Annotated in this window: 9 protein-coding genes; 4 read left to right on the top strand and 5 right to left on the bottom strand. The window is 72.0% G+C overall.

Translation table 11 applies throughout. From position 1 onward, the window contains the following. Window positions 1–221: 221 nt before the first annotated feature. Both FXF68_RS10190 and FXF68_RS42260 read left to right on the top strand, forming a co-directional pair. Complete coding sequence (locus FXF68_RS10190; protein ID WP_148758673.1) at window positions 222–575, top strand: PRC-barrel domain-containing protein; 354 nt, start codon at window positions 222–224, stop codon at window positions 573–575. A gap of 92 nt (window positions 576–667) precedes the next feature. After that, window positions 668–838, top strand: a complete 171-nt coding sequence (locus FXF68_RS42260) for a hypothetical protein (protein WP_187412284.1) — start codon at window positions 668–670, stop codon at window positions 836–838. Between the two features lie 57 nt (window positions 839–895). Here FXF68_RS42260 and speB read toward each other — a convergent pair whose 3' ends face one another. From speB to FXF68_RS42255, 5 genes are all read right to left on the bottom strand, one after another. Beyond that, window positions 896–1,909, bottom strand: a complete 1,014-nt coding sequence (speB, locus tag FXF68_RS10185; protein WP_148758672.1) for an agmatinase — start codon at window positions 1,907–1,909, stop codon at window positions 896–898. Window positions 1,910–2,091: 182 nt separating this feature from the next. Continuing rightward, a complete protein-coding gene (locus tag FXF68_RS10180) occupies window positions 2,092–3,012 on the bottom strand; it encodes a carbohydrate-binding protein (RefSeq protein ID WP_148758671.1) in 921 nt (306 codons plus the stop codon). A 406-nt stretch (window positions 3,013–3,418) separates the two neighbouring features. Then, entirely contained in the window at window positions 3,419–4,855 is a 1,437-nt protein-coding gene (ccrA, locus tag FXF68_RS10175) for a crotonyl-CoA carboxylase/reductase (RefSeq protein WP_148758670.1), read from the bottom strand. A gap of 41 nt (window positions 4,856–4,896) precedes the next feature. Then, a complete protein-coding gene (locus FXF68_RS10170) occupies window positions 4,897–11,346 on the bottom strand; it encodes a type I polyketide synthase (RefSeq protein WP_148758669.1) in 6,450 nt (2,149 codons plus the stop codon). Between the two features lie 59 nt (window positions 11,347–11,405). Next, window positions 11,406–11,732 carry a hypothetical protein gene (locus FXF68_RS42255; RefSeq protein ID WP_187437915.1) on the bottom strand — a complete coding sequence of 109 codons (327 nt, stop codon included), beginning with the start codon at window positions 11,730–11,732 and terminating at the stop codon, window positions 11,406–11,408. Between FXF68_RS42255 and FXF68_RS10165 the strand changes: the two genes are divergently transcribed. Both FXF68_RS10165 and FXF68_RS10160 read left to right on the top strand, forming a co-directional pair. Continuing rightward, window positions 11,641–13,191: an MFS transporter gene (locus tag FXF68_RS10165; protein ID WP_148758668.1), complete on the top strand. Its 1,551-nt coding sequence runs from the start codon at window positions 11,641–11,643 to the stop codon at window positions 13,189–13,191. The genes FXF68_RS42255 and FXF68_RS10165 overlap by 92 nt on opposite strands. Before the next feature lie 9 nt (window positions 13,192–13,200). Beyond that, window positions 13,201–14,433, top strand: coding sequence for a glycosyltransferase (locus tag FXF68_RS10160; RefSeq protein WP_148758667.1), 1,233 nt, complete (start codon window positions 13,201–13,203; stop codon window positions 14,431–14,433). Window position 14,434 lies beyond the last annotated feature (1 nt).

Below are 14,434 nucleotides of genomic sequence, written 5' to 3'. Positions count from 1 at the left end.
CGCGACCGACTCCGGCCGGACGCCGCCCTCCGCGAGGGAGCCGCGACGGCGCCGTCGCAGCGTCGTGTCACCGGCGCGGCGGCGGGCGGGTGTTTGGCTGTTGAGCAGGCTTTTGGGGTGTTGGGGGTTTGTTTGGTCGGGCTGGGGCGGGCGGGCTTATATCGCGTGAGCTGGGTAGTTGTCTTGTAGCAGGGGGTTGGTACCCGAGGGCTGGACATGACATGTGCGAGATCGAGGACATCCGGCAGTGGCGTGGGCGTGACGTGGTCGACGAGTCCGGTAGCAAGATCGGTCAGTTGGAGGCCGTCTACGTCGACACCGGGACGGATCGGCCGTCGTTCCTGACCGTGCGGATGGGCCTGCCGACCCGGCAGCGGCTTGTGTTCGTGCCGCTGGACGGGGCGAAGGTGGGGCCGGAGTACGTCCGCGTCGCGTACGGCAAGAAACAGGTCAAGAGCTCGCCGTCGATCGGCACGGACGGCGAGCTCCTCGCCGGTGACGAACAGGCGGTCTTCGATCACTACGAGCTGCCCTATCAGGCCGCCCCGGACGAACGTCGCCTCGCCCGCCGCTGAGGCGGCCGTCGGACGTCGCGACCCGAGCGCTCCGCGGGCATGCGGGTGACGCGCGGCGCCCGGAAGGCGCGACAACGAGGAGGGGATTCCACGTGGCCTTGTTCCTGTTCATCCTGTTGGTGGCGGTCGCCCTCGGAATCGTCGGCGTCGTGGTGAAGGGGATGTTCTACCTGCTCATCATCGGGATCATCGTGTTCCTGATCAACCTCGTCCTGAGCGGAATCCGGATGGGGCACAGGCGCAGTTCCCGTCCAGCACGCTGACTGCTCCCGATCTGAACATTGAAGGCGGCTTGCGGGGCCCTCATCCAGTCCGAGTGGTCAGCGGTCTTCTAGGAGCGGGAGGGTCGGGTCCCAGGTTGTGCCGTTGCGGGCGTCTCGGCGGCGGCGCGCTATGCCGGACAGGGCCTCTAGGACGACTCGGTTCGCCAGTAGGGATGTGATGTCCGCGTGGTCGTAGGGCGGGGAGACTTCGACGACGTCCACGCCTACTACTGGGAGTTCGTAGGTTACGCGGCGGACTGCGTCCAGGAGTTGGCGTCCGGTCAGGCCGCCTGGCTCGGGGGTGCCGGTGCCGGGGGCGTGGCCCGGGTCGCATACGTCGATGTCGACTGAGAGGAAGACTCCGTCGCACTCGTCTACGGCGATCTCGAATGCTTCTGTCAGGCATTCGTCCAGGCCGCGCGCGACGATCTCGCTCATCTCGTATGAGCGCATGCCCTGCTCGGCCATCCAGGACAGCGTTTCCGGGCCCGGCCAGTAGCCGCGCAGGCCGAGTTGCAGGAACCGGTCGCCGCGCAGGGCGCCGGACTCGATCAGGCGGCGCATGGGCTGTCCGTGCCCGACGAGGGATCCGAAGGCGGTGTCGCCGGTGTCGGCGTGCGCGTCGAAATGGACCATCGAGACGCGGCCCCGGCCGATGTGCTGCGCCACCCCGGCGGCGTCCGGCCAGGCGATGGTGTGGTCGCCGCCCAGGATGAGCGGGATCGCCCCGGTTCGGGCGACCGCGTACACCGCCGCCTGGAGATCGCGGACGGAACGTTCCGCGTCGCCGGAGTACATCAGCACGTCCCCGGCATCGTAGACCGTGAGGTCGCCTTGGAGGCCGTCCACGCGGAGGGCGAGGGACGGGCGCGAGCCGTCGTGCGGCAGGTAGCAGCTCTGCCGGATGTACTGCGGGCCGAACCGGGTCCCCGGCCGGTGGGACGTGCCGCCGTCGAACGGGGCGCCCAGGATGACCACGTCGGCGTCCGCGTAGGTGGACGGGTCCGACCAGGTGCAGTGCGGCACCCCGAGGAAGGTGATGGCCGGGCCGTGCTGCGGCACGTACGTCATGCGAGCCCCCGCTCCGATCGACGCCAGGCGTGCTACCTCGATCTATAACACGAGGGGGCGGGCATGCCGGTGCCACGGCGGCCCGATCGCGCGGCGGGGTGCGCGATCGTCCGCCGTGGCGCGGCGTCCCGCGTTCAGCGGCGTCCAGATTCAGCGGGACGATCTCACAAGCGGCACCGGCGTCATTGGCGGACGATCCAATGGTCGTTCGCGCCGGTCCGCTCGAACTTCAGCGACGGGCACAGGTAGTCGCTCGGGTTCGGGTTGGCGGTGGGCTGCCACGGCGAGTCGGACGGGCCCGCCGGCCGCCAGGCGTTGTTCTGCCGGAGCTGGATGGAACTGCTTTCGAACACGACGTTCTTCGCGTCCTTGCAGTAGTAGGCGTTGCCGGTGCTCGTGTCGCGGGTCGCGTAGAACTCGAAGATGTCCCAGCCGTACTTGAGCTCGCTCGTGTCGGTGCCCGACTTGCTGTAGAAGAGCTCCCACGCCTTGGTGTTCTGGTTGTAGAGGTAGGCCGACCAGGCGTTGCTGCCGCCCGTCTTGACGAGCTGGACGCTGTAGGCGGGATGTCCGTTCACGTTCGTGGTATAGGTCGACATGAAGGAAGCGTCCATTTTCACTTCCTTCTTGGGACCATTGCCGCCGCACCAGTCCCAGGCCCATATCTCGTTTCCGACGGTCACCGAGTATACGGTCGTGATCTCCATACAGGACCCGGCGGCCTTGATGGTCGGCGTATAGGTGAAGTCCCCGTTGAAGGACACCTTGTAACTGGTGTCGACGCTCTGCGTCGCCTGCATTCCGTCGTGGCTTCCGGCGGCGGGTTCGACGCCCCAGAAATGGTGGAGCTGCTCGCGGCGCTGCTGTCCCTGCACGCGGGAACGATGCAGTTCGCGGAAACGCTGAACGGCCGGGGCGTTCTTCGTGTTCGGCGTGAAGGCGTGGGCGCCGGCGACGGCGCCGCGCTTCGGGGCGTTCGGGTTGGGCGCGGCGGACGGGGCCGGGGGCGCGGCGGGGGACACGGGCGAGGCGGACGCTCCGGCGGCGGGGGCGAGGATGCCCGCGCCGAGAATGGCGCAGGCGAGCAGGGTTCGGCGCTTCATTACGCGACTCCTTGCGGCATGGACGGGAGCTGTCGGCATGCGCACTGGCCAAAGCCCGGGACGGGGACCCCTCATGCCGCCCCAAGAATCGCGATTTGTTCGTCCTACAGTCAATCAGTCGTTTTTCAATCCGCCTTCTATGCACGTCGAAAGGAACCATACGGCCTGGGCAGGCGAATCCGCGGCGGCCCGCACCGCGTCGAACGAGCCGGGGCGCCGAGCTGAATCAACTCGAACACACCGACGGAAACCATGCGAACACATCGGCTAAGGCCGGGCGCGCGGAGGCCACCAGCCGAAACGCCGCGAACACGCTGGTCGAGGGCACGCGAGCACGCCGAATGCGACCACGCGGACACGCCACCGCGAACGGCGGCCGCCGCGTCGTCCAAAACGGGCTGGTCTTTCAGCGGCGGTAGAGGTTGAGTTTCCGTTCGCCGATGCGCTCCCGGAGCGCCGGGTCGTCCACGCCCTGCCCCTCCGCCGTCGCCCCGCACAGGACGGCGACCTTCCCGACGTGCTGGTTCGTCTGGACGGCGCGGGTCGCGTCGCCCGCCTCGTCCAGCGGGAAGACCTTCGAGAGCGTCGGGTGGACCATGCCGAGGCCGATCAGCCGGTTGACCTCGACGGCCTCGTGGTAGTTGAAGCCGTGCGAGCCGATGATGCTCTTGAGCCGCATCCACAGGAACCGGTTGTCGTACTCGTGCCGGTACCCGGTGGACGATCCGCAGGTCACGACCTTGCCGCCGCGCTTCGCGACGTACACGGACGCCCCGAACGTCTCGCGTCCGAGGTACTCGAAGACGATGCCCGGGTCCTCGCCGGCGAGGCGGCGGATCGCCTCGCCGAGCATCCGTCCGGCCTTCGGGTGGCGCAGTCCCTGGTCGCCGAGGTCCAGGTCGTTGCGGTTGATGACGTGCTCGCAGCCCTGCGACCGGACGATCTCGGCCTTCTCGTCCGACGACACGACGCCGACCGGGATGCCGCCGCCGTTCCTCACGAGCTGCGTCGCGAACGAGCCGAGCCCGCCGGTCGCGCCCCAGATCAGCACGACGTCGCCCTGCTTCATGCGGGCGCCGTGCGGACCGACCAGCATCCGGTAGGCGGTGCCGGCGCACAGCGTGTTCGAGCCCGCCTCCTCCCAGGTCAGGTGGGCGGGCTTGCGGATGAGCTGGTTCGCCTTGACGATGCAGTACTCGCCGAGCGAGCCGAAGTTCGTCTCGAAGCCCCAGGCGAGCTGCGTCTCGCTCATCATGCCGTCGTCGTAGGAGCCGTGGTCCTCCTCGTCGACGTAGGACGGGGACAGCACGACCTTGTCGCCGGGCTTCCAGCTCTTCACGCCGCTGCCGGTGCGGACGACGACGCCCGCGCCGTCCGACCCGAGGACGTGGTACGGCAGGTCGTGCCGCGCGCCGTACCAGCCCTGCCGCCCGAACTTCTCCAGGAACGCGAACGTGGGGACCGGCTCGAAGATCGCCGACCAGACCGTGTTGAAGTTGATCGCGGCGGACATCACCGCGACGACGCACTCGTCCGGCGCGAGCTCCGGCATCTCGACGTCGCCGACGTGCAGCGACCGGCGGACGTCCTTGTCGGCCTGGCCCTCGAAGATCCCGACCTCGTCCTTGCGGGTGAACGCGGCGCGGAACCGGGTCGGCAGCTCGATGTCCCGCAGCTCGGGGCCGGTGGCGCCGTTCCGGACGGCGTCGAGCAGCGCGTCCGAGCCGGCGCTCCGGGGAGCTCCCCCGCCGAAGCGGGGGGTCGCCGCCCCGCGCTGGTCCGAGCTGTTGCGGGTGGTTCGGGGGGCCGCGCCCTCGCATCGGTCCGAGCCGTTCTGGGCCATGGCGTGTCCTCCGTGGTTCGCGGGGTTCGTGGGGCGGGCCCTCAGCGGGCCGGGGTGCGGACGGCGGCGCTCTCCCGCCGTCCGGCGAGCCGGGCCTCCAGGTGCGCGGCGAGCACGCCGACGCCCGGCGGGTCCAGCAGGTTGAGGTGGTGCGCCCCAGGGATCGGGACGATCTCCAGGTCCGCGCAGAACTCGCCGAAACCGTTGGTCCCGTCGAGTACGTAGCGGGCGTCACGGACGGCCCAGGGGGTCTCCTCGGGCGCGTGGTAGAGGACGACGTGGCCGTCGTACGGCCCCGGCCGGTACGCCTCCAGCGATCGGGTGTCCTGGTGGGACGTGAGCTGGTGGGTGAGGGCGGCCGGCGGGATGTGGTCGACCAGGGGGGCGGCGCGCTCCATGACCAGCGCGAACTGCGCCTCCTCCGAGAGCCCGGACAGCTCCTCGTACGTCAGCGAGACGGCCAGGCCGTAGGTCTCGTTGACGTAGTCGGCGAACGCGGAGAAACGGCGGGCGAGGGTGTCGGACTCGTCCGCGACCGGCAGCGGCAGTCCCGCGTCGAACAGCGCGACGAACTCGACCTCGCGCCCGCGCGCCCGCAACTGCCGGGCCGTCTCGTAGGCGAGGACGCCGCCGAACGACCAGCCGCCGAGCCGGAACGCGCCCGCCGGCTGCGCATCCAGGAGAAGCCGGACGTACCGGGTGGCGCGCTCCTCGACGGGCGGCGCGTCCTCGAACCGCTCCAGGCCGTAGACGGGCTGGTCGGCGCCGAGCAGGTCGACGAGCTGCCGGTAGCAGGCCGTGGTGCCGCCCGCCGGGTGCGCGACGAAGATCGGGCGGCGCGTCCCGGACGGTCTCAGCGGACGGACGGTCTGCCGCGCCGCCTCCTCGTCCGCCGCCCTGATGTACTCGGCGACGTTCTCCGCGGTCGGCGTCTCGAACAGCTCGCCCCGGGTGACCTCACCGCCGATCTCGGCCGTGACCAGCGCGACGACCCGGTCGGCCTGGTGGTCGCCGCCGCCGAGGTCGGCGAAGAAGTCGGCGGTGACGCTGACGCGGTCGAGCCCGAGAACGTCCTCGAACACGCGGACGGCGAGCCGTTCGGCCGCGTCGCGCGGCATCACGTACCCGCTCTCGCCGTTCGCCACGGCCACCGGCGCGGCGGCTTCGGCGAGGCCCAGCTCACCGGCCGCCCATTCCTCGAAGGCGTTGACGCTCGCGCCCTGGAGCAGCACGGACGCGGGAACCGTCAGCCCGAGGTCGTGCTCGACGCCGCTCTTGATCCGGACGGCGACCAGCGAGTCGAGCCCGAGGTCGGTGAGCGGGACGGCGGGGTCGAGCCGCTCCGGATCGAACCCGAGGACGGCCGCGATCCGCCGCCTGACCCGCGCCGCGATCATCGCGCGGGCGGTGGCGGGGTCGGCGTCCTTGAGCGCGTCCGCGCCGGGCCAGCCTTCGTCGGCCGCGCCGTCGGCCGTGCTGTCGGCCGCCTCGGTCAGCGCGGCGAAGTAGGGCATGGCGCGGATCTCGGGGAACAGCTCGACCGCCGTCCGCGGGTCGAAGCGCAGCACGCCGGTCGCGGGCCCGCCGTGCGCGAGCAGCGCCTCCAGCGCCTCGGCGCCCTCGTCCGGGCTGATCGAGTCGATGACCGCGACCGGCGTCTCCACCGCCCCGCCGACCCGCGACCAGGTCCCCCAGTTGATCGTCGTTCCGGGACGGCCGTGCGCCCGGCGGAAGGCCATCAGCGCGTCGAGCGCGGCGTTCGCGGCGGCGTAGGCGGCCTGACCGGGCGAGCCGAGCAGCGCGGCGGCGGACGAATGCGTGACGAACCAGTCGAGATCGGCGTCCCAGACGGTCTCGCTGAGCCGCCGCGCGCCCTCGACCTTCGCCGTCCACACCCTGTGGAGATCGTCGCGGCCGAGGTCGGCGATCAGCCGGTCGTCGATCGCTCCGGCGCCGTGCACGACCCCGCACAGCCGCGCGCCGCCCTCCCGCGCGGCCTCGACCAGCCGCTCCGCCGTGCCGGGACGCGCGATGTCCCCGAGGACGACGGCGACGTCCACGCCCTCGTCGCGCAGCCCGGCGATCACCTTCTCGGCGTCGGCGCCGGGCCCGCTCCGCCCGGACAGGACGACGCGCCCCGCCCCGCGCTCCGCGAGCAGCCGCGCCGTGACGAGCCCGATCCCGCCGTACCCGCCGGTGATCACATACGCCCCGCCCCGCCGGACGATCCGCTTCTTCGCGGGCTTTTCGGCCGGGACGCTTCGTGCGAGACGCGCCACGTAGCGGGTGCCGCCGCGCCAGGCGACCTCGCGGGCGGCATCGTCCTGGACGAGTTCGGCCACCAGGTCACCCGGACGATCGACGTCCACATGGGTCGCCCGCTGAACGCTCCGTTCAAAGGCGAGCACGCGGGTCAGGGCGCTGATGAAGCCGTGGCCGGGCTCCCCCGGCTCGCCGTCGCGGACCGGGACGGCTTCGCGGGTCGCGACGTAGAGCCGCGGGCCGTCAGGGAGCGACCGGCTCACCTCCGCGACGGTCAGAACCAGCTCCTCGTCGACCAGGTCGGCCGCCGGAACGACGAGCACACCCTCGACCGGCTGCTGGTCGTCAACGCCTGGGTGCCCGTCAGGAGTGAGCCGATGCCGGACGACCCTCTTCCCGTGCCCCTCCAGCCCGGCCGCGACCGCCTTGGCCAGCGCGTCGTCGTCCTCGGCCAGCACCAGCCAGAGCCCGCCCTCATGGACCGCCCCAGAGGGCGGGAGAGGGATTTCGTCCCAGACGAGTTCGACCAGTTTGTCGGCGAACGGCACGGGGATGTCATGGCGCTCAACACGGCGCAACACGATCCCGGACGCTTCGGCGAGGACCTGGCCGTCCGCCGCCGCCAGCAGAACCGAGCCCGTCATCCCGTCATCGCCCTGGACCAGGGTCGCGTGGACGTGCCCGCCGCGATGCGTCGGCCCGTAGACGCGCAGGGTGCCGATGCTCTCGGCCAGCCACACCCCGCCCGCGACGGCCGCCGCCTCGTCCGACAGGACGGACAGGCACCGGTCGAACACCTCGGGATGCAGCCGGTAGTGGCGGCTCCCTCGGCTGGCGCCCGCGACCTCGGTGGCCGCGCCATGCCCAGACAAGGACAAAGCGTCAAAGCGCTCTTCGCCGACGTCGGCACTCGCGAGGCGCGTCCAAGTTCCCGCCGCCGTGAGCGCGTGGACCTCCACCCGCTGCTCCACCTCGGCGAACGTCGTCGTCACGGTGGTGTGTTCGCCGAGGGCGAGCGGGCGTTCCATCCACAGGCCGTTGACGCGGACGTCCTCGGTACCGAGCGCGACGGCTCCGGCGGCGAGCGCCAGCTCCGCGAACGCCGCGACGGGCAACACGTGCAACCCGTGGACGGTCACGTCGTTCAGCCACGGCTGGACGGCGAGCCCGACGTCCGCGCGCCAGGCGTGCCGGTCCTCGCCGGGGAGTTCGACGTGCGCGCCGAGCAGCGGATGCTCGTCCCGGCCGCGACGGCCCCGCACGGGCAGGTCGACCCAGTGCCGCTCGTGCCGCCACGGCGACGGCGGGACGTCGACGATCCGTCCGTCGCAAGGCCCGGCGACCGCGTGGCCGTGCGCGGCCAGGGCGGCGAGCTGCGCGTGGAAGGTCAGCGTGTCGTCGGTCTCCTGCCCCTTGGGGGCGCGTTTGAGCGTGTGGGTGACGAGCGCGCCCGTCCCCTCCAGGGTCTCCGCGATCGCCGGGGCCAGGATGGGATGCGCGTTGACCTCGATGAACGTCCGGAACCCGTCGTCGGCGGCAGCGGCCACCGCGTCCGCCAGCCGGACGGGATTCCGCAGGTTCGCGACCCAGTACTCGGCGTCGAGCTTCCCGGACGAGGCGCGGGGATCGTCCAGCGCGGTCGTGTACAACGTGATGTCGTCGGCAAGCGGGTCGCCAGGCTCAACGCCGACCCCGGAGAGAAGGTCGCGCAGTTCAGGAAGAAGCGGATCGACCTGGGGCGAATGCCCGGCGCCCTCGGCCTGGACCATGCGGGCGAGCCGCCCCTCGCCCTCGGCGCGCCTCACGATCTCGGCGACCTGCCCCGCGTCCCCGGTGACGACGGTCTGCCGCGGCGACGAGTGGACGGCCGCGTGCACCTCGGGCAAGCCGTCCGCGAGGCGCGCGACCTCGTCCGCGGACGCGCCGAGGACGGCCATCGCGCCGCCGCCGACCAGCCGCGTCAGCAGCCTCGACCGCCGGCAGATGACGCGGACGCCGTCCTCCAGGGTGATCGCTCCGGCGACGACGGCCGCCGCGACCTCGCCCATCGAGTGTCCGATGACCGCGCCCGGCGTCACGCCGTAGGACGTCCACATGCGGGCGAGGCCGATCTGGATCGCGAACAGGACCGGCATGGCGTCCGCCGGGCCGTCCGGTCTGCGGCCCTCTTCGAGCAGCGCCCACAGGTCGGGGCCGCCCTCCGCGGCGAACAGCGGGTCCAGGTCGTCGATGGCCTCGGCGAACGCGGGCTCCTCCTCCAGCAGCCGCCGCGCCATGCCCGCGCGCTGCGCCCCATACCCGGAGAACACCCACGCCGGACGACCCGGAGCCCCCAGCGCCGTACCGCTCACCACACCGGGATGGGGACGCCCCTCGGCCAGTGCGGTCAATCCGTCGATGAGCCCTGCCTCGTCCCTGGCGGCGATGGCGGCGCGAGCCCGTCCACGGCCACCGCGCCTGTGCAGGGTGAGGGCGAGGTCGGCAAGGTCGACGTTCCGACCCGGAAGCCAGCCGGCGAGCAGAGCCGCATGGTCGCGAACACGGTCGTCGCTGGCATCCGACAGGGGGAACACGCGCACGACCGCGGGTTGAACGACCCGATCCTGCGCGGGCGCCTTCTCCAGGACGACATGCGCGTTCGTCCCCCCGAACCCGAACCCGGACACCCCAGCGCGCGCGGGACGACCCCGCTCAGGCCACGGCATCTCGTCCGCGACGACTGCGAGCCCGAGTTCCTCGAACGGGATGTGCGGGTTGGGCTCCTTGTAGTGCGCGCTAGGCGGGATCACCCCGTGATGCAGCGCGAGGACGGTCTTGATGAGCCCCGCCATGCCCGCCGCCGACTCCAGGTGCCCGAGGTTCGACTTGACGGAGCCGAGCAGCAGCGGCGCGCCCGGGTCGCGTCCCGCTCCGAGGACGTCGCCGACCGCCTTCGCCTCGATCGGGTCGCCGAGCAGCGTGCCCGTCCCGTGCGCCTCGACGTAGTCGACCTCGCGCGGGTCGACGCCCGCGCCCGCGTACACGTCCCGGAGCAGGGCGCGCTGCGCGTCGGAGTTCGGCGCGACGAGCCCGTTGGAGCGACCGTCGGAGTTGACGCCGGAGCCGCGGATGACGGCGAGGACGCGGTCGCCGTCGCGCAGCGCGTCCGGCAGCCGCTTCAGCACGACCGCGCCGCAGCCCTCCGCGCGGACCATCCCGTCGGCGGCCGCGTCGAACGCCTTGCAGCGGCCGTCGGACGCCGTCCCGCCCGCGAGGTCGAACGTCCTCGTGACGGTCGGCGAGAGCAGGACGTTCACGCCGCCCGCCAGCGCCACGTCCGCCTCGCCGCCGCGCAGCGCCTGGACGGCGAGGTGCGTGGAGACCAGCGACGACGAGCACGCCGTGTCCACGATCATGCTGGGGCCGCGCAGGTCGAGCAGGTACGACAGCCGGTTCGCGACGATGCCGAGCGCCGCGCCGGTCGCCGTGAACGGTTCGAGGGACGCCAGGTCGGACGCGGTGAACGCGGCGTACTCCGGCGCGGACACGCCGACGAACACGCCGGTGCGGGTGCCGCGCAGCGACGCGGGCGCGATCCCGGCGTGCTCGAACGCCTCCCACGCGACCTCCAGGACGAGCCGCTGCTGCGGGTCCATGACCGCGGCCTCGCGCGGCGTGACGCCGAAGAACCGGGCGTCGAACCCGGCGATGTCGTCGAGGAAGCCGCCGAGCCGCGTCGTGTGCGCGAGCAGGTCGCCGACCTCGGGAGAGCCGTCGTCGAACGGGTCCCAGCGGCCGTCCGGCACCTCGCGGACGGCGTCGCCGCGCCCGGTGAGGAAGCGCCAGAACTCGCCGGGGCCGGTCAGGTCGCGGTCGCCGCCGGGGAAGCGGAGCCCGACCCCGACGACGGCGATCGGCTCGTCGCCCGCCGTCTCCCGGCGCGGCTCGGGGACCGCGGCGGGGCCTCCGGCCAGCGCCACCGACAGCTTGTTGATCGTGGGGTGCTCCCAGACGAGGGTGGCCGGGAGGGCCCGGCCGAGCAACTGCTCCAGCTCGCCCGCGATCGCGACCGCGTCCCGGGAGGCGAGCCCGAACTCCTCCAGCGGACGGTCGGCGTCGACCTCGGCGGCGGGCGTCCTGGAGCGGCGCGCGATCTGCTCGATCAGGTGCCGCCGAACCGCTTCCGCACCGATCCGGGTGTCGTCGGACGGGGTGTCCCGCGCCGCTCCGGAACGATCATTGCTCTGCATGCGGTGGGCTCCCCCAAATGAACCGGGATCGTTCAGCGAAGCGGAGGGACCACTTTGTCCTACGGCGCCGCGCCCACGATGCGCATCCAGCCCACTTTTCTCCCCGGTTCCTTGTCACGGTGATGACAAGACTCCGGCGTGTCCATTGTGGCCTGATGGGACAGTTGAGCCGCTGCGGCCCGGGAGTCAGGGCCGAGTAACGAGATACCAACCAATAGTAACAATAGCGACGACAGGGTATAGGGAGAAGCGGCGGATTTCCCGGCGCCGGCGGGACGCACGCCGCACGCAGAGGTGACCCGGGGCCGATACCGATGGGCGCTGGCGGTGGTGGCCGTCAGCGCATTCATGATCACCATGGACAACACGGTGGTCGCGAACGCCATGCCCACGATCATGAGCGACCTGGACATGTCCAACTCCGCCAAGGACTGGGTCGCCACCAGCTACATCCTCGCCTTCTCCTGCCTGATGATCGCGGGCGGGCGGCTCACCGACGTGTACGGCTGCCGCGCCGTCTTCGTCTCCGGAATGGTCGTCTTCACGGCCGCGTCCGCCGTCTGCGGCCTGGCCCCCGACTCCGCGACGCTGATCCTCGCGCGGGTGACGCAGGGCGCGGGCGCGGCGCTCGCCCTGCCCGCCACGCAGGTCATGGTCACCGTCGGACGCACCGACAAGCAGCGTTCGCTCGGCACGATCGTCTGGGTCGGCGCGGCGTCCAGCGCCATCGCGCTCGGCCCCACGATCGGCGGGCTCATCGTCCAGCAGTGGAGCTGGGGCTGGATCTTCCTGATCAACATCGTGCCGGGCGCGCTGGTCGTGCTGCTCGGCCTCGCCGTCCTCACCGGGACGGGCGAGAACCGGGACGCCCGCGTCGACCTGCCCGGCGTGCTGATCTCCGCGACGATGCTGTTCGCGTTCACCTACGGGCTGGAGTCGGCGAACCGGTACGGCTGGGCCGACCCGTCCGTGCTGAGCGTCTTCGCCCTCGCCGCCGTCGCGCTGGCGTCCTTCGTCCTGGTGGAGAGCTGGGCAGTCGATCCGATGATCGACCTGCGGTTCTTCCGGAACCGGGTGTTCACCGGCGGGCTGGTCTCGCAGATGCTGTACGGCATCGGCTTCAACGGGATGATCTTCTATTCGGCGACGTTCCTGCAGCGTTTCCTCGGGTTCTCGCCGCCCGAGGCCGGGCTGGTCATGCTGCCGCCGGCCATCGCGATCATGGTGATGACGCCCGTCGCGTTCTGGCTGGCGGCGAAGCTCGGGCCGCGTCCGGCCATCGGCGGCGGCCTCGCGCTGATGGCGTTCGGCATGTTCCTGTTCTCCACGATCCAGCGGGGCGACGGGTACGCCGAGCTCATGCCCGGCGTCATGATCGTCGGGGTGGGCGCGGCGATGGGCATGCCGCTCGTCATGTACGTGCTCAAGGCCGTCCCGGAGCACCAGGCCGGGGTGGCGAGCGGCGTCATCAACGTGGTCCGCGAGGCGTCGGGCGCGTTCGGCATCGCGATCGTCGGGCTGCTGATCCACCACGTCCCCGAGCGGGGCGCGTCGCCCGCCGAGCTGGAGACCTTCCGGGACGGGACGGCGGCCGGGCTCGTCCTCGGCGCCGCGCTCGTCCTGGTCGGCGGGCTGGTCAGCGGCCTGACCCTGCCGAGCCGCCGCGGCTGGGCCGGGCCCAGGCACGGCAGGAACGCCCCGATCGTCGCCGACCGCCCGGCGCGGCCCGAGCGTCCGGCGCGGTCCGAGCGCCCGGCGCCGCCGGAGGGGTGGTACGAGCCTTATGTCCCGGACGACGTGCCGGTGGACGTGCCGCGGGTCGAGCCGCGCGGTGATGCCTGGTAGGAGGGCCGTATGAGCAGAGTCGTGATCTTCGCGGCGGGGTCGCGGGGGGACCTCCAGCCCTGCGTCGCGCTCGGCCGGGCCCTGCGGCGGCGCGGGGACGAGGTGCGGCTCGTGGCGAGCGCGCGGTACGCGCCGATGGTGCTCGCGGCCGGGTTGGAATTGGCCGCCTTGACCGCCGATCCGATGGAGATCCTCGAATCGGACGCCGGTCAGGAGTTGCTCGCGGGCGGCCGCAACCCGGTGACGTTCCTGGGTGGATTCCGGCGGATTCTCGGGCCTATGGCCGAGCGGCTCCTGGCCGAGTGTTCGGACGCTTGTAAGGGCGCGGACCTGATTCTCGGGCCCACGCTCGGTTTCCTTCCCCGGCATATCGGCGAACATCTCGGGATTCCGTGGGCGCTGATTCACTTTCAGCCGAGTCGGCCCACGGCGGCGTTTCCGCACCCGTTCGTGCCGCAGGCCCGGATGTTCGGCCCCTGGGCCAATCGGGGCAGTTTCCTTTTGGTCGATCAGATCGCGTGGCAACTGTCGCGGCCGTTCATCAATCCGTGGCGGGACGAGTCGCTGGGGCTGCGTCGGCTGCCCGTGTGGGGCGGCCGGACGGGCGGCGCGCCGGTGCTGGCGTGCTACAGCCCGTCCGTGGTCCCGAGGCCGAAGGACTGGCCGTCCGAGGTGAACCTCACCGGGTACTGGTTCCTCGACGAGCCCGGGTGGGAGCCTCCCGCCGAGCTGGCGGAGTTCCTGGAGGCCGGGCCCGCGCCGGTGTACGTCGGGTTCGGCAGCATGGTGCCCGAGGACCCCGAGATGACCCGGCTGGTCGTCCGGACGGCGCTGCGGCTGGCCGGGGTGCGCGGCATCGTGCACGGCGATCCGGCGACGTCGGACGAGCAGGTGCTGGCCGTCCGCGACGTTCCGCACTCGTGGCTGTTCCCGAGGATGGCGGCCGTCGTCCACCACGGCGGGGCCGGGACGACGGCCGCCGGGCTTCGGGCGGGGACGCCGATCGTGGTGTGCCCGTTCTTCGGCGACCAGCCGTACTGGGGCGAGCGGGTCGCGTCGCTCGGGGCGGGTCCGGCGCCGCTGCCGTTCCGTGCGATGACGGTGCCTCGGCTCGCGGCCAGGATCCGGCGAGCCGTCCAGGATGAGGAGATGGCCGAGCGGGCGGGCGACCTCGGACGGCGCGTCCGGGCCGAGGACGGCGTCGGCCGGGCGTTGGAGATCATCGACTCGCTCCTCGGCTGAC

Source organism: Actinomadura decatromicini (genome assembly GCF_008121305.1).
GTDB lineage: Bacteria > Actinomycetota > Actinomycetes > Streptosporangiales > Streptosporangiaceae > Spirillospora > Spirillospora syzygii.
The sequence above is the reverse complement of the archived record's forward strand: the minus strand, read 5'-3'. Positions and strand labels throughout refer to the sequence as shown.